Source organism: Streptomyces sp. NPDC127129 (assembly GCF_042671585.1).
Taxonomy (GTDB): Bacteria; Actinomycetota; Actinomycetes; order Streptomycetales; family Streptomycetaceae; genus Streptomyces.
This window is the reverse complement of the sequence record NZ_JBHXTV010000008.1, coordinates 333225-352828: the sequence shown is the minus strand read 5'-3', so window position 1 is coordinate 352828 and position 19604 is coordinate 333225. Positions and strand designations below refer to the sequence as shown.

General features: G+C 72.1%; 14 protein-coding genes. 7 read left to right on the top strand and 7 right to left on the bottom strand.

What is annotated here, in order from left to right:
* Positions 1 to 144 precede the first annotated feature (144 nt).
* The 4 genes from ACFVGW_RS18310 to ACFVGW_RS18295 are packed head-to-tail and all read right to left on the bottom strand — an operon-like array spanning position 145 to position 5015.
* Positions 145 to 1812: a glycoside hydrolase family 13 protein gene (locus ACFVGW_RS18310; protein WP_383229494.1), complete on the bottom strand. Its 1668-nt coding sequence runs from the start codon at positions 1810 to 1812 to the stop codon at positions 145 to 147.
* 47 nt (positions 1813 to 1859) lie between these two features.
* Positions 1860 to 2714: a carbohydrate ABC transporter permease gene (locus ACFVGW_RS18305; RefSeq protein ID WP_352192611.1), complete on the bottom strand. Its 855-nt coding sequence runs from the start codon at positions 2712 to 2714 to the stop codon at positions 1860 to 1862.
* The gene (locus tag ACFVGW_RS18300) at positions 2708 to 3718 is read right to left on the bottom strand and encodes a carbohydrate ABC transporter permease (RefSeq protein WP_383229496.1); all 1011 of its coding nucleotides are present in this window, start codon (positions 3716 to 3718) and stop codon (positions 2708 to 2710) included. Before ACFVGW_RS18300 ends, ACFVGW_RS18305 begins: the two co-directional genes overlap by 7 nt.
* 19 nt (positions 3719 to 3737) lie before the next feature.
* Positions 3738 to 5015: an extracellular solute-binding protein gene (locus ACFVGW_RS18295; protein ID WP_383229498.1), complete on the bottom strand. Its 1278-nt coding sequence runs from the start codon at positions 5013 to 5015 to the stop codon at positions 3738 to 3740.
* A 346-nt stretch (positions 5016 to 5361) separates the two neighbouring features.
* Here ACFVGW_RS18295 and ACFVGW_RS18290 point away from each other — a divergent pair, with 346 nt between their 5' ends.
* The 3 genes from ACFVGW_RS18290 (at position 5362) to ACFVGW_RS18280 (ending at position 9176) form a co-directional block, all read left to right on the top strand.
* Entirely contained in the window at positions 5362 to 7089 is a 1728-nt protein-coding gene (locus tag ACFVGW_RS18290; RefSeq protein WP_385852690.1) for a glycoside hydrolase family 13 protein, read from the top strand.
* Positions 7090 to 7114: 25 nt separating this feature from the next.
* Positions 7115 to 8143: a LacI family DNA-binding transcriptional regulator gene (locus ACFVGW_RS18285; RefSeq protein ID WP_352188314.1), complete on the top strand. Its 1029-nt coding sequence runs from the start codon at positions 7115 to 7117 to the stop codon at positions 8141 to 8143.
* A gap of 103 nt (positions 8144 to 8246) precedes the next feature.
* Positions 8247 to 9176, top strand: coding sequence for a phosphatase PAP2 family protein (locus ACFVGW_RS18280; protein WP_385852689.1), 930 nt, complete (start codon positions 8247 to 8249; stop codon positions 9174 to 9176).
* A gap of 91 nt (positions 9177 to 9267) precedes the next feature.
* Here the strand turns inward: ACFVGW_RS18280 and ACFVGW_RS18275 are convergent, their stop codons facing one another.
* On the bottom strand, positions 9268 to 10842 hold the full coding sequence (locus ACFVGW_RS18275) for an amidohydrolase (protein WP_385852688.1): 1575 nt from the start codon (positions 10840 to 10842) through the stop codon (positions 9268 to 9270).
* Positions 10746 to 12308, bottom strand: a complete 1563-nt coding sequence (locus ACFVGW_RS18270) for an APC family permease (protein WP_385852687.1) — start codon at positions 12306 to 12308, stop codon at positions 10746 to 10748. Before ACFVGW_RS18270 ends, ACFVGW_RS18275 begins: the two co-directional genes overlap by 97 nt.
* 105 nt (positions 12309 to 12413) lie before the next feature.
* Between ACFVGW_RS18270 and ACFVGW_RS18265 the strand changes: the two genes are divergently transcribed.
* Entirely contained in the window at positions 12414 to 13028 is a 615-nt protein-coding gene (locus tag ACFVGW_RS18265; RefSeq protein ID WP_385852686.1) for a TetR/AcrR family transcriptional regulator, read from the top strand.
* 76 nt (positions 13029 to 13104) lie between these two features.
* On the opposite strand, the gene ACFVGW_RS18260 is transcribed toward ACFVGW_RS18265, so the two are convergent.
* Positions 13105 to 16092 (bottom strand): bifunctional [glutamine synthetase] adenylyltransferase/[glutamine synthetase]-adenylyl-L-tyrosine phosphorylase, encoded by a 2988-nt coding sequence (locus tag ACFVGW_RS18260; RefSeq protein WP_385852685.1) that lies wholly within the window; start codon positions 16090 to 16092, stop codon positions 13105 to 13107.
* A 269-nt stretch (positions 16093 to 16361) separates the two neighbouring features.
* Here ACFVGW_RS18260 and ACFVGW_RS18255 point away from each other — a divergent pair, with 269 nt between their 5' ends.
* From ACFVGW_RS18255 to ACFVGW_RS18245, 3 genes are read left to right on the top strand one after another with little or no spacing between them, the layout of a single operon-like run.
* On the top strand, positions 16362 to 18473 hold the full coding sequence (locus tag ACFVGW_RS18255; protein WP_385852684.1) for a PIG-L family deacetylase: 2112 nt from the start codon (positions 16362 to 16364) through the stop codon (positions 18471 to 18473).
* 60 nt (positions 18474 to 18533) lie between these two features.
* On the top strand, positions 18534 to 19034 hold the full coding sequence (locus ACFVGW_RS18250; RefSeq protein WP_383229514.1) for a pyridoxamine 5'-phosphate oxidase family protein: 501 nt from the start codon (positions 18534 to 18536) through the stop codon (positions 19032 to 19034).
* A gap of 11 nt (positions 19035 to 19045) precedes the next feature.
* Positions 19046 to 19477 (top strand): VOC family protein, encoded by a 432-nt coding sequence (locus tag ACFVGW_RS18245; protein ID WP_385852683.1) that lies wholly within the window; start codon positions 19046 to 19048, stop codon positions 19475 to 19477.
* Positions 19478 to 19604: the final 127 nt, after the last annotated feature.

The window sequence follows — 19604 nt, the reverse complement described above, 5'->3', positions numbered from 1 at the left end:
CCTGCCCGGGGCGCGGCGCCCCGCCCCCCCCGCCCCTCCCGGTGTTCCGCCGCCGCTGCCGGGGGGGGGGGGGCCCCCGGGCCGGGGCCCCCCGCCCCGGGGGGGGGGGGCCCCCGCCCCCCCCCCCCCGCGGCAGGGGGATGGTCACACCGCCCACCAGACGGTGGTGTCGGCGGGCAGCTCCACGACGCCCTCCCCGTGGGAGACCGGCTCGTTGGAGAGAAGGAACCGGCCGGGCAGCGGGACGGATATGGCCCGACCGGTGGTGTTGGCGGTGCAGACGAAGCCGTCGCGGCGGAAGGAGAGCACACCCTCCGGTGCCTCCAGCCACTCGACGTCCTCGCCCGCACCGAGTTCGGGGCGCTCACGGCGCACGGCGAGCGCGCTGCGGTACAGCTCCAGGGTGGAGCCGGGGTCGCCGGCCTGCGCCTCGACGCTGAGCCCGCCCCAGGTGGCGGGCTGCGGCAGCCAGCTGCCGCCGTCGCCGAAGCCGTACGAGGTGCCCTCGACGGTCCACGGGATGGGCACCCGGCAGCCGTCGCGGAAGCCGTCCTGGCCGGTGGCCCGGAAGAAGGACGGGTCCTGGCGGACCTCGTCGGGCAGGTCGGTGACGTCCGGCAGGCCGAGCTCCTCGCCCTGGTAGACGTAGGCCGACCCGGGCAGCGCCAGCATCAGCAGCGTCGCGGCCCGGGCGCGGCGCAGTCCGAGGGCACGGTCGCCCTGCTCGCGCAGCTGGGTGCCGAGGCCGGCCGGGTTGGCGAAGCGGGTGGCGTGCCGGGTGACGTCGTGGTTCGACAGCACCCAGGTGGTGGGCGCGCCGACCGGGCGCATCGCGGCGAGCGAGGCGTCGATCACCCGGCGCAGCTCGACGGCGTCCCAGTGGGTGCCCAGGTACTGGAAGTTGAACGCCTGGTGCATCTCGTCGGGGCGCACGTAGTGGGCGGTGCGCTCGACGGTCGGGGTCCACGCCTCGGCGACGAGGACGCGCTCGCCGTCGTACTCGGAGAGGACCTGGCGCCAGGAGCGGTAGATCTCGTGGACGCCGTCCTGGTCGAAGAAGGGCATGACGTCGTTGCCGAGCAGCTTGAGCTGGTCGTGGGCGCCGATGTCCGGCAGTCCCTCGGCCTTGACCAGTCCGTGGGCGACGTCGACACGGAAGCCGTCGACGCCCATGTCGAGCCAGAAGCGCAGGATCGAGCGGAACTCGTCGCGTACGGCCGGGTGCTCCCAGTTGAAGTCGGGCTGCTCCGGGGCGAAGAGGTGCAGGTACCACTCGCCGGGCGTGCCGTCCGCCTCCTCGACCCGCGTCCAGGCGGGGCCGCCGAAGATGGACTCCCAGTCGTTGGGCGGCAGTTCGCCGTTCTCGCCCTTCCCCGGGCGGAAGTGGTAACGCTCGCGCAGCGGGGAGCCGGGACCCTCGCGCAGCCCGCGCTGGAACCACTCGTGCTGGTCGGAGGAGTGGTTGGGGACCAGGTCGACGATGATGCGCAGGTCCAGCTCATGGGCCTCGCGGATGAGCGCGTCGGCGTCGAGGAGGCTGCCGAACATCGGGTCGATGGCCCGGTAGTCGGCGACGTCGTAGCCGGCGTCGGCCTGCGGGGAGGCGTAGAAGGGGCTCAGCCAGACGGCGTCGACGCCCAGCTCCTTCAGATACGGAAGCCGGCCGCGGATGCCTTCCAGGTCGCCCATGCCGTCGCCGTTTCCGTCGGCGAAGCTGCGTGGGTAGACCTGGTAGATCACCGCGTCTCTCCACCAACCCGTGTGCGTGCCGGTGGTCGGGGCGGCGTCGGGGGCAGCGAGGTGCTGGGTCATGTCTTCCTTGAGAGGTAAGGAGGTGCGTACGTGTGGGGTGTTCGGGCTCAGCCCTTGACGGCGCCGGCGGACATGCCGGTCACCAGGTGCCGCTGGGCGAAGAGGAACACCAGCGCCGCGGGGATGGCGATGAGCACGGAGGCCGCGGACATCGGACCCCACTGGGCGCCGTACTGGTTGACGAACTTCTGCAGGCCGCCCGCGAGCGTGAGGTTCTCGTCCCCGACCATGAACGCGGAGGCGTAGGCGACCTCGCCCCAGGCCGTGATGAAGGAGTAGAACGCCGTCACCGCGATGCCGGGCTTGGCCAGCGGCAGGATCAGCCGCCAGAAGGTGCCGAACGGGTTGAGGCCGTCGACCTGGCCCGACTCGTCGATCTCGCGCGGGATGGTGTCGAAGAAGCCCTTCATCATCCAGGCGCAGAAGGGGACGGCGATGGTCAGGTACGTGATGACCAGACCGGCCGCCCTGTTGAGCAGCCCCAGCGAGGACATGATGTTGTAGATCGGCACGATCAGGACGGCGACCGGGAACATCTGGGTGATCAGCAGCGTCCACATCAGTCCGCGCTTGCCGGGGAAGCGGAAGCGGCTGACGGCATAGCCGGTGGTGGAGGCGATGAAGACGCCGAGGACCGTGGTGAGCCCGGCGACGAGCAGCGAGTTGCCGAACCAGGTGAGGAACTCGGTGTTCTCCAGCAGGTCGGTGTAGTTCGCGAGCGTCGTCTCCTTGAAGAAGTCCGTCGTGGTCGCGTACTGCGCCGGCTTGAGCGAGGTCAGCAGGACCCACAGCACGGGGAAGACGGCGATCACGGAGGCGACGATCAGGGTCGCGTGCAGCCCGACGGAGGCGAGCGGCGAACGACGGCCTCGGGTGGGTGTGTTGGTGGCGGTGGTCACCAGACTTCTCCCTGCTTGCGGAGGACGCGCCGGTAGATCGCGGCGAAGACCATCAGGAGGACCAGGATCAGGACGCCCCAGGTGGACGACTGGGCGAAGTCACGCGGGCTGATCTCGAAGGAGAACTTGTACGCCTGCGTGACCAGGATCTGCGTGGCCTCACCGGGTCCGCCCCGGGTGAGCAGGAAGATCACCGGGAACATGTTGAAGGTCCAGATGGTGCTCAGCAGGATCACGGTGGTGGACACCGAGCGCAGACCGGGCAGCGTGATGTTGCGGAAGCGCTGCCAGGCGTTGGCGCCGTCCATCTCGGCGGCCTCGTAGAGCTCGCCGGGGATGGACTGGAGCCCGCCGAGGAGGGCGACCATCATGAACGGGACGCCGAGCCAGACGTTGACGGCGATGACCGAGAACTTGGCCCAGGTGGGGTCGTTGAGCCACGGCACGGCGTCGATCCCGGAGCCGCCGAGGATCTGGTTGAGCAGACCGTTGTCCTGGTTGTAGAGGAAGCGCCAGGCGAAGACGGAGACGAAGCCGGGCACGGCCCAGGGCAGGATCAGCAGCATCCGGTAGACGGAGCGGCCGGCGATCCTGCGGTTGAGGATGTTGGCGAGGGCCAGGCCGAGGACGAAGGTGACCGAGACGCAGGCGACGGTCCACACCAGGGTCCAGCCGAGCGTGCCGAGGAACTGGTTCCCGGTCAGCGCGTCGACGTAGTTGTCCAGGCCGACGAACTCGTACGTCGCCGGGATCTGGTTGACACCGATGCTCCGCTCGACGTTCCGCTCGTTGGCGTTCGTGAGGGAGAGGTAGATACCCCGGATCAGCGGATAGCCGATGATCACGCCGATCACGACCACCACCGGAGCGACCATCGCCCAGGCGTACCAGTGGGTGGAGAGGGAACGGCGAACCTTGCCCTCGGGGTTGCCAGTACCACGGTGCCGGCCGCGGGCGACATCGCCCGCGGCCTTCACCGCCGACTGGCTGCTGGTGTCCACAGCCATCAGCCGGCCTGCCTTCCTGTTACTTCCAGTCCTTCAGGAGCTTGCGGTAGGAGTCACCCGTCGCCTTGGCTCCCTTGTCGGGGGTGGTCTGCCCGGTCAGGACCTTGGTGTACTCGGTGACGAGCGGGGCGAAGAGGCTGCCGGTCTCGGGGATCCAGGGGCGCTCGACGGCCTTGTCGACGACCGGCTTGAAGAAGCTGATCATCTCGTTGCTCGCGACGTCCGGCTTGACGTAGACGGACTCGCGGGTCGGGAGCAGGCTGAGCTCCTTGGCGATCTGCGTCTGGGTCTCGACCGAGGTCATGTACTCGGTGAAGGCGTACGAGGCGTCCAGGTTCTTGGAGCCCGCGTAGACCGCGAGGTTGTGGCCGCCCTGCGGGGCGCCCTGACCGGCCGAGCCGGCCGGGACCGGGGCGATGCCCAGGTTGGCCTTGTCGGCGAACTCCTTGCCGGCGAAGGTGTCGGCGACGGCCCACGGGCCGTTGATCATCATGGCGACCTTGCCTTCCTTGAAGGCGGTCTGCATGTTGTTCCAGCCGTCGGTGGCGTCGGTCTTGGCCGCGCCGGAGTCGACCAGGTCCTTGACCGTGGTCAGGGCCTTCACGCCCGCGGCGTTGTCGATGGTGACGGTCTTCGACTCGGCGTTGACCAGGTCGCCGCCCTCGCCGTAGAGGAAGGAGAGGAACCAGTAGGCGTCGTCGCCGCGCAGGTAGAGGCCGGTCTTGCCGGTCTTGTCCTTGATCGCCGCGGAGACGGTCTTGAGCTCGGCGATGGTCTTGGGGACCTCGACGCCGGCCTCCTTGAAGATCTTCTTGTTGTAGAAGATGCCCATGGAGTCGATGACCTGCGGGACGGCGTAGGTCTTGCCGTTGTACTGGGTGGAGGCTGCGGCCTGCTTCAGGAAGTCCTTGTCGTCCTTGAGCGCGGCGGTGCCGTCGAGCGGGGCCAGGTAGCCGAGGTCCGCGAACTCGGGGGTCCAGGCGACCTCGGAGCGGATGACGTCGGGGGCGCCGGAGCCGGACTGGGCGGCGTTCTTGAACTTGTTCTGCGCCTCACCGAACGGCACGTTCACGTACTTGACGGTGACCTTCGGGTGCTTCTTGGTGAAGTCTTCGGCGATCTTCTTGAAGACCTTGTCCTCGGAGCCGACCGTGGAGGTGTCCCACCAGGTCACGGTCCCGGAGAGCTCGCCCGAGCTCTTCGAGCCGCCGTCCTTCGAACCGCCGTCGCTTCCGCACGCCGCCAGGGTCACGCCCAGGGCCGCGACCAGCGCGGTGGCCGCTATGCCACGCCGCATGTGAACTCCTTCAACTGATCCCGGGGTGACGAGGGGCTGGAACCTGCCTCATGCGACCGCTCCCTCGCGGCGCTCCGGGTTGCCAGGAACGTAACAGGGATGAAAACGAGCCGAAAGAGCTTGCGAGAACTTTCTGCAAGGACCGGGGATCGTTACATCGGCGTGTCCTGAAGGTTGCCGACGAGTCGCTTGACAGCGGACCTCAGGCCCCTCTCAGGCCCTCTTGCGGCAGTTCCCGAGCCCTGCAAGTCTTTGCATCATCTCTTGCAGGACCGTTTCACGTCCGCCTCGACCTCGTTGTCAGTACGACGCCCAGCCCCTGGAACACGCGAGAGGGACACCGCACATGGCCCACGAGCTCACCTCACCGTCGCTGCCGGACTCCGCAAGCTCTTGCGCAAGCGCCGCCCGCACCGGCTGGTGGCGGGACGCCGTCATCTACCAGGTGTACGTCCGCTCCTTCGCGGACAGCGACGGCGACGGGATCGGGGACCTGCGGGGCGTACGGGAGCGGCTGCCGCACATCGCCCGGCTGGGCGCGGACGCGGTCTGGCTGACCCCCTTCTACGCCTCCCCGCAGGCGGACGGCGGGTACGACGTGGCGGACTACCGCGCGGTGGACCCCGTCTTCGGCGACCTCGCCGACGCCGACGACCTGGTGCGCGCCGCGCACGGACTCGGCCTGAAGGTGATCGTGGACATCGTCCCGAACCACACCTCGGACCGGCACCCCTGGTTCGAGCAGGCGCGCGCGGGGGTGGGCCGGGACCGGTACGTCTTCCGGCCGGGGCGCGGACCGGACGGGTCCGAGCCGCCCAACGACTGGGAGTCGGTCTTCGGCGGCCCGGCCTGGACTCGCGTCGCGGACGGCGCCTGGTACCTCCACCTCTTCGCGCCCGAGCAGCCCGACCTGAACTGGAAGAACGAGGAGGTACGGACCGAGTTCGACTCCGTGCTCCGCTTCTGGCTGGATCTGGGGGTGGACGGCTTCCGGATCGACGTCGCCCACGGCATGGTCAAGGCGGAGGGCCTGCCCGACATCGGGCAGGGACAGCAGGCCAGGCTGATCGGCATCCAGCGACTGCCGTTCTTCGACCAGGACGGGGTGCACGAGATCCACCGCGGCTGGCGCCGGCTCCTGGAGTCGTACGGCCCCGAGCGCATCGGGGTCGCGGAGGCCTGGGCACCGACGCCGGAGCGGCTCGCGCTGTACGTACGCCCCGACGAGCTGCACCAGGCCTTCAACTTCCAGTTCCTGAACTGCGCGTGGGACGCGCAGGCGCTGCGGGCGGTCGTCGACGAGTCGCTGCGCGCCACCGCCTCGGTCGGCGCCCCCACGACCTGGGTGCTCTCCAACCACGACGTCGTCCGGCACACCACCCGGTACGGCAGCCTGGAGCGGGCCCGGGCGGCGGCGCTGCTGATGCTGGCGCTGCCGGGCTCGGCCTACGTCTACCAGGGCGAGGAGCTGGGCCTGCCCGAGGTCGTGGACCTCCCGGACGAGGTCCGCCAGGACCCCGCGTTCCTGCGCGGAGACGGTCAGGACGGGCTGCGCGACGGCTGCCGGGTCCCGCTGCCCTGGGAGGCGGACGGCCCGTCGTACGGTTTCGGGCCTGCCGGTTCCTGGCTTCCGCAGCCCCGGGCGTGGGCCGGACTGAGCGTGGCCGCGCAGACGGCCGACCCCGCCTCGACCCTGGAGCTGTACCGCCGCGCCCTGCGGCTGCGCAGGGAGCACCCCGCGCTCGGCGCGGGCGACACCGTGGAGTGGCTGGACGCCCCGGAGGGGGTGCTCGCCTTCCGCCGCCGGGCCGAGGGCGGCGACGTCGTGGTCACTCTGAACACGACGCCACGGGGGGTGGACATGCCGCTCACCGGCTCGCCGCTCCTGAGCAGCACGGCGTGCGCCCCCCACGGGGACGGCCTCGGTACGGCGCCCGAAGGAGCCCGCGCCGACGGGGGGATCGAGGTCACCACCCCCGTACTCCCCTCCCCGGCAGGGGAATTCGGACGGGGCGCCGCGCTCGCGCACAACGTCCGGGTTCCCGCCGACTCCTGCGTTTGGTGGGCAATCTGACGTGCGACCGGTACAGTCCAATCCCATGACCGCGCGGCTTGCCGACATCGCAGCCCAGGCGGGGGTCAGTGAAGCCACAGTCAGCCGCGTGCTCAACGGCAAGCCCGGTGTGGCCGCGGCCACCCGTGAATCCGTGCTTGCCGCACTCGACGTCCTCGGATACGAGCGCCCGGTACGGCTGCGCCAGCGCAGCGCCGGACTCGTCGGGCTGATAACCCCCGAACTGGACAACCCGATCTTTCCCGCCCTCGCGCAGGTCATCGGGCAGGCCCTGACCCGCCAGGGCTACACCCCCGTGCTCGCCACGCAGACCCCCGGCGGTTCCACCGAGGACGAGCTCACGGACATGCTCGTCGAGCGGGGCGTCTCCGGGATCATCTTCGTCTCGGGGCTGCACGCGGACACGACCGCCGACATGACGCGCTACGACCAGCTGCGCGGCAAGGGCGTCCCGTACGTCCTCATCAACGGCTTCTCCCCCAAGGTCCAGGCCCCCTTCGTCTCGCCCGACGACCGGGCCGCGATGCAGCTGGCGGTGACCCACCTCGCCGCGCTCGGGCACACCCGGATCGGGCTCGCGGTGGGCCCGAAGCGGTTCGTGCCCGTACTGCGCAAGATCGAGGGGTTCCAGCGCGGGATGAAGGAACGGCTCGGACTCTCCCCGGAGCAGTCCGAGGAGCTGATCCAGCACTCTCTGTACACGCTGGAGGGCGGACAGGCAGCTGCCGGCGCCCTGATCTCCGCCGGCTGCACGGCCGTCGTCTGCGCGAGCGACATGATGGCGCTCGGTGCCATCCGCGCCGCCCGGCAGCAGGGTCTGCGGGTCCCCCAGGACGTCTCCGTGGTCGGTTTCGACGACTCCCCGCTCATAGCGTTCACCGATCCGCCGCTGACCACGATCCGCCAGCCCGTGCAGGCGATGGGGCAGGCGGCGGTCCGGGCTCTCCTCGAGGAGGTCGGGGGCACCCCGGCGCCGCACAGCGAGTTCGTCTTCATGCCTGAGCTGGTCGTTCGCGGTTCAACCGCTTCTGCCCCCAGTCAGGGAAACCCCTGAGGGTCCCTCCCCGGTCCATCCCCCTCAGGATGGAGCATGTGCGTCCCGAACCCGACGGAGGGATGATCGGACGAGGGGCATGGATCTGGCAGACTCTCCTCCCATGGGTGAAGCGACCGTGAAGAGTTTGGAAGGCAGCACGGCGGCCAGCCCGTCACCCATTCCGGACGGTGGCGGTGTGCGGGCCCGGCTGCGCATGCCCCGACGCCCCCGGATCTGGTTCGAGATCCTGCTCATCGGCGTCAGCTACTGGACGTATTCGCTCATCCGCAATGCGGTACCGGAGCAGAAGTCCCAGGCGCTGAAGAACGCCGACTGGATCTGGGACCTCGAGCGGTCCCTCGGGCTCGCCTTCGAGCAGAGCGTCAACCATGCCGTGAACTCGGTGACATGGCTGATCGTGTCGATGAACTACTACTACGCCACCCTGCACTTCATCGTGACGATCGGTGTGCTGGTGTGGCTGTACCGATGGCACCCGGGGCGTTACGCCGCGTCCCGGACCGTCCTCTTCGCCACCACCGGTGTGGCCCTCGTCGGTTACTACCTGTATCCGCTCGCGCCCCCGCGGCTGATGAACGGCCAGTCCTTCGTCGACACGGTCCTGGTCCACCACACCTGGGGCTCGATGGCCTCGGGCAACCTCAAGCAGATGTCGAACCAGTACGCGGCGATGCCGTCGATGCACATCGGCTGGTCGCTCTGGTGCGGTCTCATCATCTTCGCCCTGGCCTCGGCGCCCTGGGCACGCATCCTCGGCCTGCTCTACCCGGCGGCCACCCTGGTCGTGATCGTGGCCACCGCCAACCACTTCTGGCTGGACGCGGTGGGCGGCATGATCTGCCTCGCCTTCGGCTTCGCCGTCTCCTACTACATGTACGGCGCGCTGCCGAAGCGCCTGCCGAAGCGGGTGGAGCCGGCCGCGCCGGTGGCCCGTGGCGGCACGGCCTCGCGGTCCGCGGCGGACGGGTCCACGACGGACCGCGAGGACGAGCAGGGCGCCGAGCGCGAGCGGCAGCGACTGAGCCGCTAGCCGGCGCGTGGGCGACGCCCGCACCGGTGGGTTCAGCCCCGGGGTGGTTCAGCCCGGGTGGGATCGGCCCGGTGGGATCGGCCCGGTGGGTTCAGCCCCGGTGGGTGACGCGGCCGCCCGCGAGCGTGAGCCGGATCGGGGCCTGCTCGGTCTCGTCGGCGGAAGCTTCGACCGGGTCGACCGTGAAGGCGGTCAGGTCCGCCCGGAGTCCCGGGGCGATCCGGCCGCCGAGGTGCTCCTCCCCCGCCGCGGCCGCCGCGTGCGTGGTCAGGCCCTCCAGCGCCATCAGCCCCGTGAGCCCGTGCCGTGCGGACGCGGCGCCGCGCGGGGCCTGCGCGGTGGCGAGGACCTGACGGGCGTCGTAGTGGGCGATGGGCCAGTCCGAGCCGAGCGCGAGGAGCGCGCCCGCCTCGCGCAGGTCCCGGCAGCGCCAGGCACGGTCCGCCCGTACGTCTCCGAGCCTCTTGGACCACTCGTCGGTGTGGTCGGCGCGGGTGTACGCGGTGTGCGGGGGCTGCATCGAGGCGGCGACGCCGAGGGCCGCGAACCGGCCGAGCTGGTCGTCGGGAACGGTCTCGATGTGCTCGATCCGGTGCCGGGGGCCCGGGGTGCCGAGCGCTTCCACCGTGTCCAGGACGTGCCGGACGGCCGCGTCGCCGATGGCGTGCGTCGCGGTGCCGACCCCGGCCTCGTGGAGGTGCCGGACGGCGGCCGAGTACGCGGCCGGGTCGGGCCAGAAGGCGTCCGTGCCCTGGCCGTGGCAGTCGGCGTGCTCCAGCCAGGCGGTGCCGCCCTCGACGGTGCCGTCCATGAAGAACTTCACCCCGCCGACCCGCCACATCCGCCCGGACCGGGCCTGGAGCCGTACCAGCTCGTCCAGCTCCTCGGGGGTCGCGCCGGGCATGCACCAGGGTGCGAGCCGGAGCCGCAGCGGAAGGTCCCCGTCGGCCTCCAGGGCGGTGAGCAGCCCGGGTACGTCGTGACCGCCGAGGTCCATGACGTGCGCGCCGGTCAGTCCGGTGGCGGCCATGGAGGTCAGCAGCGCGACGAGCCGGTCGCGCCGCTCGGCATAGGGCTGCCGGGGCAGGAAGGGGGCCATGAGGTCCATCGCGGCGTGCTCGATCAGATGGCCGGTGGGCCGTCCCCCGGTGTCGCACACGATCTCGGAGCGCTGGGCGAAGGCGCGGGGGCCGTCGATGCCGGCCGCCTTCAGGGCGGCCTCGCTCGCGAGGGCGGAGTGTCCGTCGTAGAGGCGCAGGAAGGCGGGGGCGCCGCCCAGGACGTCCTCGACGAGGTCGCGGTGGATCGGCCGGCCGCCGAAGACGTTGTGGTCGAGGGCGAAGCCGATGATCCAGCCGTCGCGGCGCTCGGCGGTGGCGAGGACCGACCGCAGCTCGTCGAGGTCGCGTACGGCGGAGAGGTTGGTGCCCGTGAACATCTCCAGGCCCCAGACAGGGTGGCTGTGGGCGTCGGTGAGGCCGGGGGTGAGCGTGGCTCCGCCGAGGTCGATCGTCTCGGTGCCGGCTCCGCGCCAGGCGCGGGCGTCGGCGGCGTCGCCGACGGCCGTGATCACTCCGTCGCGGACGGCGACGGCAGTGGCGTGGGGACGTGCGGGGTCGAGGGTGCGGACGCGGGCGTCGACGAGGACGAGGTCGGGTGCGGACACGACGGCTCTTCTCCAGGGGTGGGTGCGGCGGGTTCGGCGGGTTCGGCGGCGAAGCGGGCGTAGGTCTGCGGGCGGGTACGGCGGAGGCGGTACGCGAGGAGGAGCCCGAGGACGAAGACGGCGGGGACGAGGGAGACCAGCACGGTGTTGACGGTGGTGGAGGCGCCGGTGAAGAGGTCGACGTTCGTCACGACGAGGCCGATGGCGCCGGCGAGCAGGACGAACGCGACGGCGGGGGCCACGACCGTGCGCAGCCTGCCCTCGGTGTGGCTGATGCGGCGGAAGAACAGCGGCACGGCGAGCGCCGCCAGCAGCTGGAGGACCATCAGTCCGATCATGCCCGGGGTGTTCACCCAGAGCAGCAGCTGCTGGTACGGGTCGGCTCCCGCTGCCGCGAAGCCGAGCACGACGACGGCGCCGAGGGCGGTCTGCAGGATGCCGGAGACGTACGGGGAGCGGTGGCGGGGGTGGACGCGGCCGAAGACCGCGGGCAGTACGCCCTCCTCGGCGAGCGCCAGGCCGTAGCGGTTGATGGCGTTGTGGAAGGCGAGGAGCGAGGCGAGGACGCTGGTGACGATCAGGATGTGCATCAGGTCCGCGGCCCAGGCGCCCACGTAGGTGGTGATGGCGGCGAAGAAGAGCCCGCCGGGGTCGTCGGTGGCGGCCTGGACGACCTTGTCCTGGCCGAAGGCCTGGATGACGGTCCAGACGACGAAGGCGTAGAAGAGGCCGAGGAAGCCGACCGCGATGTAGGTGGCGCGCGGGACGGTGCGGTTCGGGTCGCGGGCCTCGCGGCGGTAGATGACGGTCGACTCGAAGCCGGTGAAGGCGGCGAAGGCGAAGGCCAGGACGGCGGCGGAGCCGGGCACGAGCACGTTGTCGGGGGTGAAGGAGGCCAGGGAGAGTCCGTCGGCGCCGCCGTCGAGCAGGACACCTCCGGCGAGCAGGGCGAGGATGCCGGTCTCGGCGACGAGGAGGACGCCGAGGACCTTGGCGCCGAAGTCGATGGACCGGAAGCCCCCGTACCAGATGAGCAGGAGTCCGGCGAGGGAGACGGGGAGCCAGGGGATGTCGACGCCCCACAGGGCGTGGCCGGTGTCGGCGGTGGCGGTGCCGAGCAGGCCGTAGACGCCGATCTCCATGCCGTTGTAGCCGAGCATGGCGAGCAGGGCGGCGGCGATGCCGACGGGCTTGCCGAGGCCGCGGGTGATGTACGCGTAGAAGGCGCCGCCGCTGCGGACATGGCGGCTCATGGCGGTGAACCCGACGGCGAAGACCGCGAGGGTGATGCCGGCCAGGAGATAGCCGGCGGGGGCGCCGATGCCGCCGAGGACGACGGCGACGGGCGCGACGCCGGCCATGACGGTGAGCGGGGCGGCGGCGGAGACGACGAAGAACGAGATGCCGGCGGTGGAGAGCGTGCCGGTTCTCAGCCCCTCGGGAGCGGTGGTGGTCTGTGAGGACATGGGAGGGGAGGCCCTTCCGCGACAGGAAACCTAAAGGCTTTCGGTTTGCGCAATGTAGCCTCGCGTTCAACGATTCGGGAAGACCTGACCAGGGGGAAGTCATTCATGGGCCGGCCGCGCAAGCCCCTCCTCGACCGCGAGCGCATCACCACGGTGGCGCTTGAACTCGTCGACGAGCGGGGCGAGTTCAGCGTCCCGCAGATCGCGAGACGGCTCGGGGTCCAGACGGCCTCGGTGTACCACCACGTGGACGGCCGCGACGGGATCGTGGAGCTGCTCCGCGAGCGGGTCAGCGAGGGGATCGACGGCGCCACGCTGGACGCCGAACCGTGGGACGCGGCCCTCGCGGCCTGGGCGCGCTCGTACCGCTCCGCCTTCGCCGCCCACCCCCGGGCGATCCCGATGCTGATGACCTCACCGGTCCGGGCGCCGATGGTGCTCGCGCAGTACGAGCGGGCGGTGACCCTGCTGCTCGCCGTCGGCTTCGACAACGCCGACGTCATGACGGTGATCGTCGCGCTGGAGAACCTGGTCCTGGGCTCGGCGCTCGACCTGGCCGCCCCGGACACCATGTGGGAACTCCCCGACGAGGTCACGACCCCGCGCCTGGCCGAGGCCCTGGTGGCGCTGGGACCGGCCCGCGCGGACGCCGCCTTCGAACTGGCCCTGGACGCCTTCCTCATCCACTGCCGGACGCTCCTGGAGCACGCGGACGACTGACGGCGGCGACGCGGGGCGTGCCGGACCTGCCCGAAAGCGCCTGAGTCCCTACGCCCCCGGGGCGTGGCGAAAGCCCCTACGCCCCGTAGAACAGGTCCTCGACGACCGCCCGCGCCCGGCGCGTGATGCGCCGGTAGTCGTCCACCATCTCCCCGACCCGGCCCGGGCCGTAGCCCAGGTACCGCCCGACCGCGGCGAGTTCGCGCCCGTCCGAGGGGAAGGTGTCCCCCGGCCGTCCCCGTACCAGCATCACGGCGTTGCGGACCCGGGTCGCGAGGACCCAGGCCTCGTCCAGCGTCTCGGCCTCCTCGGTGGGGATGAGGCCCGCCGCGTGGGCGGCGGCCAGCGCCACGCGGGTGCGGGTCGTGCGCAGGCCGGGCTCGGCCCAGCCGTGCCGCATCTGGATCAGCTGGACGGTCCACTCGACGTCGCTCAGACCGCCCCGGCCGAGCTTGGCGTGGAGCGTCGGATCGGCCCCGCGCGGCAGCCGTTCGGTCTCCATCCGGGCCTTCAGGCGACGGATCTCGCGGACCGCGTCCTCGCCGAGCCCCTCGGCCGGGTACCTCAGCGGGTCGATCAGCTCGATGAAGCGCTCGCCGAGATCCCGGTCGCCCGCCATCGTCTCGGCGCGCAGCAGGGCCTGGCTCTCCCAGGCCAGCGACCAGCGCTGGTAGTAGGCCGCGTACGACTTGAGCGTACGGACCAGCGGGCCGCGCTTGCCCTCCGGACGCAGATCCGCGTCGATCAGCAACGGCGGGTCGGCGGTGGGTACCTGGAGGAGCCGCCGGACCTCGGAGACGATCTGGTTCGCCGCCCTGGCCGCCTCCTGCTCGTCGACGCCCTCGCGCGGTTCGTGCACGAACAGGACGTCGGCGTCGGAGCCGTAGCCGAGCTCGTGGCCGCCGAAGCGGCCCATGCCGATGACCGCGAACCGGGTCGGCAGCGTGTCGCCCCAGCCCTCCCGTACGGCGGCCCGCACCGCGCCCGCGATCGTCGCCGCGTTGAGGTCGGTGAGCGCCAGGCCCACCCGGTCGACCAGCGCGCCGGGGTCGAGCTCACGGGGGCTGTCCTCCGTACCGTACGAGCCGATGAGGTCGGCCGCGGCCGTACGGAACAGCTCGCGGCGCCGCACGCCACGGGCCGCCGCGACCGCCTGCTCGGCGCCCTCGGCGCGGCCGACCGCCGCGAGGATCTCCTGCTCCAGATGGTCACGGCCGCGCGGCTTCAGACCCTCCGGGTCGCCGAGGATCGCCACCGCCTCCGGTGCGCGCAGCAGCAGGTCGGGGGCCATCCGGCCGGCGGACAGAACCCGGGCGAGGTTCTCCGCCGCCGCACCCTCGTCGCGCAGCAGGCGCAGGTACCAGGGGGTCTTGCCGAGCGCGTCGGAGACCTTGCGGAAGCCGAGCAGTCCGGCGTCCGGGTCGGCGGAGTCCGCGAACCAGCCGAGCAGCACCGGCAGCAGCGTCCGCTGGATCGCGGCCTTGCGGGTGACCCCGGAGGCCAGCGCCTCCAGATGGCGCAGGGCGGCGGCGGGGTCGGCGTACCCGAGCGCTTCGAGCCGCTGGCCGGCCGCCTTCGAGCTGAGCCGGGCCTCACCGGGGGTGAGCTGGGCGACGGCGTCGAGCAGCGGCCGGTAGAAGAGCTTCTCGTGCAGCCGGCGCACCACCGAGGCGTGCCGCTTCCACTCCTTGTTCAGCTCCGCGACCGGGTCGGTGCGCAGGCCGAGCGCCCGGCCGAGGCGGCGCAGATCGGCCTCGCCCTCCGGGACGAGATGGGTGCGGCGCAGCCGGTAGAGCTGGATGAAGTGCTCCATGGCGCGCAGGAAGCGGTACGCCTCGTCCAGCTGGGCCGCGTCGGCGCGGCCGACGTAGCCGCCGGCCGCCAGCGCCTTCAGGGCGTCGAGCGTCTTGCCGCTGTGCAGCGTCGCGTCGCCGCGCCCGTGCACCAGCTGCAGGAGCTGGACGGCGAATTCGACGTCGCGCAGACCGCCGGGGCCGAGCTTCAGCTCGCGGTCGATCTGGGCGGCGGGGATGTTGTCGACGACCCTGCGGCGCATCTTCTGCACGTCGGGGACGAAGTTCTCGCGCTCGGCCGCCTGCCAGACCAGCGGGGACACGGCCTCGATGTAGTCGGCGCCCAGCTCCGGATCGCCCGCCACCGCCCGCGCCTTGAGCAGCGCCTGGAACTCCCAGGTCTTGGCCCAGCGCTGGTAGTAGGCGAGGTGGGAGGAGAGGGTCCGCACGAGCGGGCCGTTGCGGCCCTCGGGACGCAGATTGGCGTCGACGGGCCAGATGGTGCCCTCGACGGTCGTCTCGGAGCAGATCCGCATCAGATGGGAGGCGAGCCGGGTCGCCGCCTGCATGGCCTTCCCCTCCTCGGCGGCGTCCACGGGCTCGGCCACGAAGATCACGTCCACGTCGGAGACGTAGTTCAGTTCGTGTCCGCCGCACTTGCCCATGGCGATCACGGCGAGCCTGCAGTGGGCCGCGTCGGCGGGGGCGGCGGTACGCGCGATGGCGAGGGCGGCGCGCAGCGTCGCGGTGGCGAGGTCGGCCAGCTCGGCGGCGGTCTGGGCGACGTCGGCCGTGCCGCAGACGTCGCGGGCGGCGATGGCCAGCAGGCAGCGGCGGTAGGAGACCCGCAGGGAGACGGCGTCGGTGGCGTCGGCCAGACCGCGCTCGAACTCGGCGACCCCGGGGTTCAGGTCGACGGCCTCGTAGGTGACGAGCGCCTGCCAGTCCCGGGGGTGCCTGGCCAGATGGTCGGCGAGCGCCTCGGAGGCGCCGAGCACACCGAGGAGCCGGTCCCGGAAGGGCTTGGCGGAGAGCAGCGTGGTGGTGAGCGTCTGGCGCTCCTCGTCGGGCTGCGCCTCGACGAGCCGGACGAGCCCCCGCAGGGCGAGGTCGGGGTCGGCGGTCGCGCCGAGCGCGTCGAGGAGCACGGAGTCGTCGCGCAGCGCGGACAGCTCGGGGAGGTCGAGCAGGCGCCCGGCGGCGGACGGATCGGTGAATCCGTGCCGCAGCAGTCGGCTGAAGGTACTGCTCCTGCGCCCCGGCACCGTCATTCCGCCGCTCCCTCCGCCCGATCAAGCTCCGCATTCGAGCGTATCCGCAGCAGGTGGCCCGGTCGCCCCGGGGCACGCTGCCGCCCCACGGAGGGAACGGCCTGCGTTCCGCAACAGATCACACGTGACGCCTCGCACATTCCTCACCGTTCGCCTGCGATGAACCGTATTCCTTATAGGTCCGTCTTCCTGACGCACGCCGCCTGATCCGTTCTTTGAAAGCGCACACACAGCAGATGCCCGTCCGCCGCCGCCTCCGCCCTGTCTCCGTGCTGACGACGACCGCCGTCGCCGCCGGTTCCCTGGTGGGACTCCTCCAGCTGACCTCCGGCTCCGTCCTCGGGGCACCGGTGACCGGGACCCGGGCGGAGCCGACGCCCGCGGTGAAGCCCGCCGAGCGGAACGCCGTGCGACGGACCGGGAGCGAGGGCGCGGACCCGTCCCGTACCCCCGACGTCTCCGTGGCGCAGATCGTGGCCCACCCGGACGACGACCTGTACTTCATGAACCCGGACACGGCCCAGTCCATACGCTCGGGCCGGCCGCTGACCACGGTGTACCTGACGTCCGGTGAGGCGGACGGCGTCAACGCGCCGCGCGGCGCCGCCGACCGGCCCCTGCCGGACAAGGCCGGCTTCGCCGCCGCCCGCCAGAACGGCATACGCGCCGCGTACGCCGAGATGGCCACCGGCAACCGCACCAGCGCCTGGGACCGGGTCTCCATACCCACCGTCGGCGGCGGGGCCGCCGAGCTCGACACCCTGCGCGCCGCACCGCAGATCACCCTGGTCTGGCTCCAGATCCGCGAGGCGGGCGCCGTCAGCGCCGACCGTCCGCACAGCCTGAACGGCCTGTGGAACGGCCGGGTCCCGGTTCTCGCGTCCCAGCGCGCCACGGGCACGCCGGTCACCACCGACTTCACGTACAGCAAGGACCAGGTGATCGAGGCGCTCACCGGGCTCCTGAAGCGCATACGCCCCACGTTCGTCCGGATGCAGGACCCGACGCCGGGCCTGCACCCGCACACCGGGGCCTTCACCGACCACCAGGACCACCTGTACGGCGCCCGGTTCGCCCAGGCCGCCCTGGAGCGGTACGCCGCGTCGGCCGGGTCCCGCCCCCACTTCGGCGTACAGAACTACCTCGGCTACCCGACCGGCTCGCTGCCCCACACCCTCGACCCCGAGGCGGCGGACGCCAAGCTGCGCACCCTGCGGACCTACGCCTGGAGCGACGGGATCAACGACTGCGCCGACCCGGCCGGCTGCGGCGACCTCAAGGTCGCCCAGCGGCCCGCCGGGCAGGGCTGGACCCAGACCGTCCGGTACGCCCGGGGCACCTCCACGTCCTGGGTGCAGCGCGACACGGACGGTGCCCTGCACGCCTTCTCCGTGCTCGACGGACGCCTCGCGGTGTGGACGAAGGCCACCGGCACGGCCGCCGAGTGGCAGGGGCCGGCGCTGCTCCCGGGCACGGGCCTGGACAGCGGCGTGACGTCGTCACGTCTTCCGGACGGCAGGATCGCCGTCTTCGGCACGCGGACGACGGTCGGCGGTTCGGCGCGGTCGTACGGGCGCGAGGTCGTGACGACCGAGCAGACCGCCCGGGGCGGCGCGTTCGGGCCGTGGCGGTCGCTCGGCACACCGGAGCAGAGCGACGCCCGGGGCACCTCCGACATCAGCGCGCCGACGGTCGCGGTGGACGGGACCGGCCGGGCCACGGTGGTCGTGCGCGACAGCGGCCACCGGCTGACCGCCCGCGACCTGCTGCCCGACGGCGACTGGAGCCCGTGGCGGCGGCTCGGCGGGCCGGCCGCCGAGGCCGTGTACGGCGACCCGGTGGCGACCACGGACGCGGCGGGCCGGATCCACGCCTTCGCGGGCACGGCCTCGACCGTCCTCACCTGGTCGCAGCCGCGCCCGGGCGCCCCGCTCGGCGGACCGCGGCCGACCGGACTGCCGGCGACGACGCTGGCGCTGAACGCGAGCCCGTCCCCGGACGGCCTGGGCGTACGGCTCTGGTTCCGCAAGCCGGCCTCGGGCGACCTGCGCACCGCCGACCTCCCGGGCACCGGCGACGGGCTCGCCTCGCCGGTCACCGAACTGGCGGGCGGCGTCGCGGGCTACGGCCCGGTGGGCGGCGGCCCCGGCATGCTGGCGGTCCGCTCCCGTACGGGTGTCCTGGCGACGGCGCCGGAGGCGCTCGGCCGCGCGGGCGGGGGCGGTGTGACGGGGGCCGGCACGGGCGGTCGCACGAGCGCGGCGGCGCCCCTGTGGACACTGCACAGCTTCCTCTTCTCGGGGGCGCCCGGCGGGGTCGTGGACGGGGTGGCGGCGGTCGGTCTGGACGGAAGGCTGCACTGGACGCCCGCGGTGCGATGAGTTCTCGGCGGGCCCAGGGTCATACGTACGTAGACCCGCAGCTCTGGAGAGGGAACCGCCATGACACCGGAACCGACCCTGGACGCCCGTTTCAGTGACCCGAAGGCCCGCCCCGCCGCATGGGCGGAGGCGGCCGAGCGGCTGGCCGGGGCCGAGGTCTTCTGGCTGACCACGGTCCGCCCGGAGGGCCGCCCGCATGTCACCCCGCTGATCGCGGTCTGGTCGGAGGACGCGCTGCACTTCTGCACCGGCCCCGACGAGCGCAAGGCCCGCAACCTGGCGGAGAACCGGGAGGTCGTCCTCACCACCGGCACGCCGTCGCTCGGCGAGGGCTTCGACCTGGTGGTGGAGGGCGAGGCGGTCCGCGTCACCGACGAGGCGCGGCTGCGGGCGCTGTCCGACGCGTACGTCGAGAAGTACGGCTCCGATTGGCGATTCGACGTGCGCGACGGCGCCTTCGTGAGCGACGGTGGGACGGCCCTGGTGTTCGCCGTCGCGCCGCGCACGGTCTTCGGCTTCGCCAAGGGCGAGCCGTTCGGCCAGACCCGCTGGCGTTTCTGAGGAGACCCCCCATGAACTGGACGCTGGAAGTCGTCCTCGTCCCCGTGACCGACCTGGACCGGGCGAAGGAGTTCTACGGCGAGAGGTGCGGCTTCACGATCGACCTGGACACCGAGGTCTCCCCCGGGATCCGCATCATCCAGGCGACACCGCCGGGCTCGCGCTGCTCGATCTCGATGGAGAGCGGCATGCCCCCGATGCCCGGCACGAAGCCGATGACCCCGGGCGCCCTGCAGGGGCTCCAGCTCTGCGTCACGGACATCGAGGCGGCCCGCAAGGAACTGTCCGCACGCGGCGTGGACGTCAGCCCGATCCGCCACGTGGGCGCGACGGGCTGGGAGGACGGCAAGGGCGAGACCTGGAACTCCTTCATGACCTTCACGGACCCGGACGGCAACGGCTGGGTGGTGCAGGAGGCCCCCTCGGAACTCTCGGAACGCTGACGCCCGGGAGAAGCCGGGCGAGCAGGCAGAACGCGGCGAGCCGCGTTGGGGGCGGGGGGCCCCCCGCGCCCCGCCGGGGGGGGGGGGCCCCCAACACCCCACCAACCACCCCCGCCCCAACCCCCAA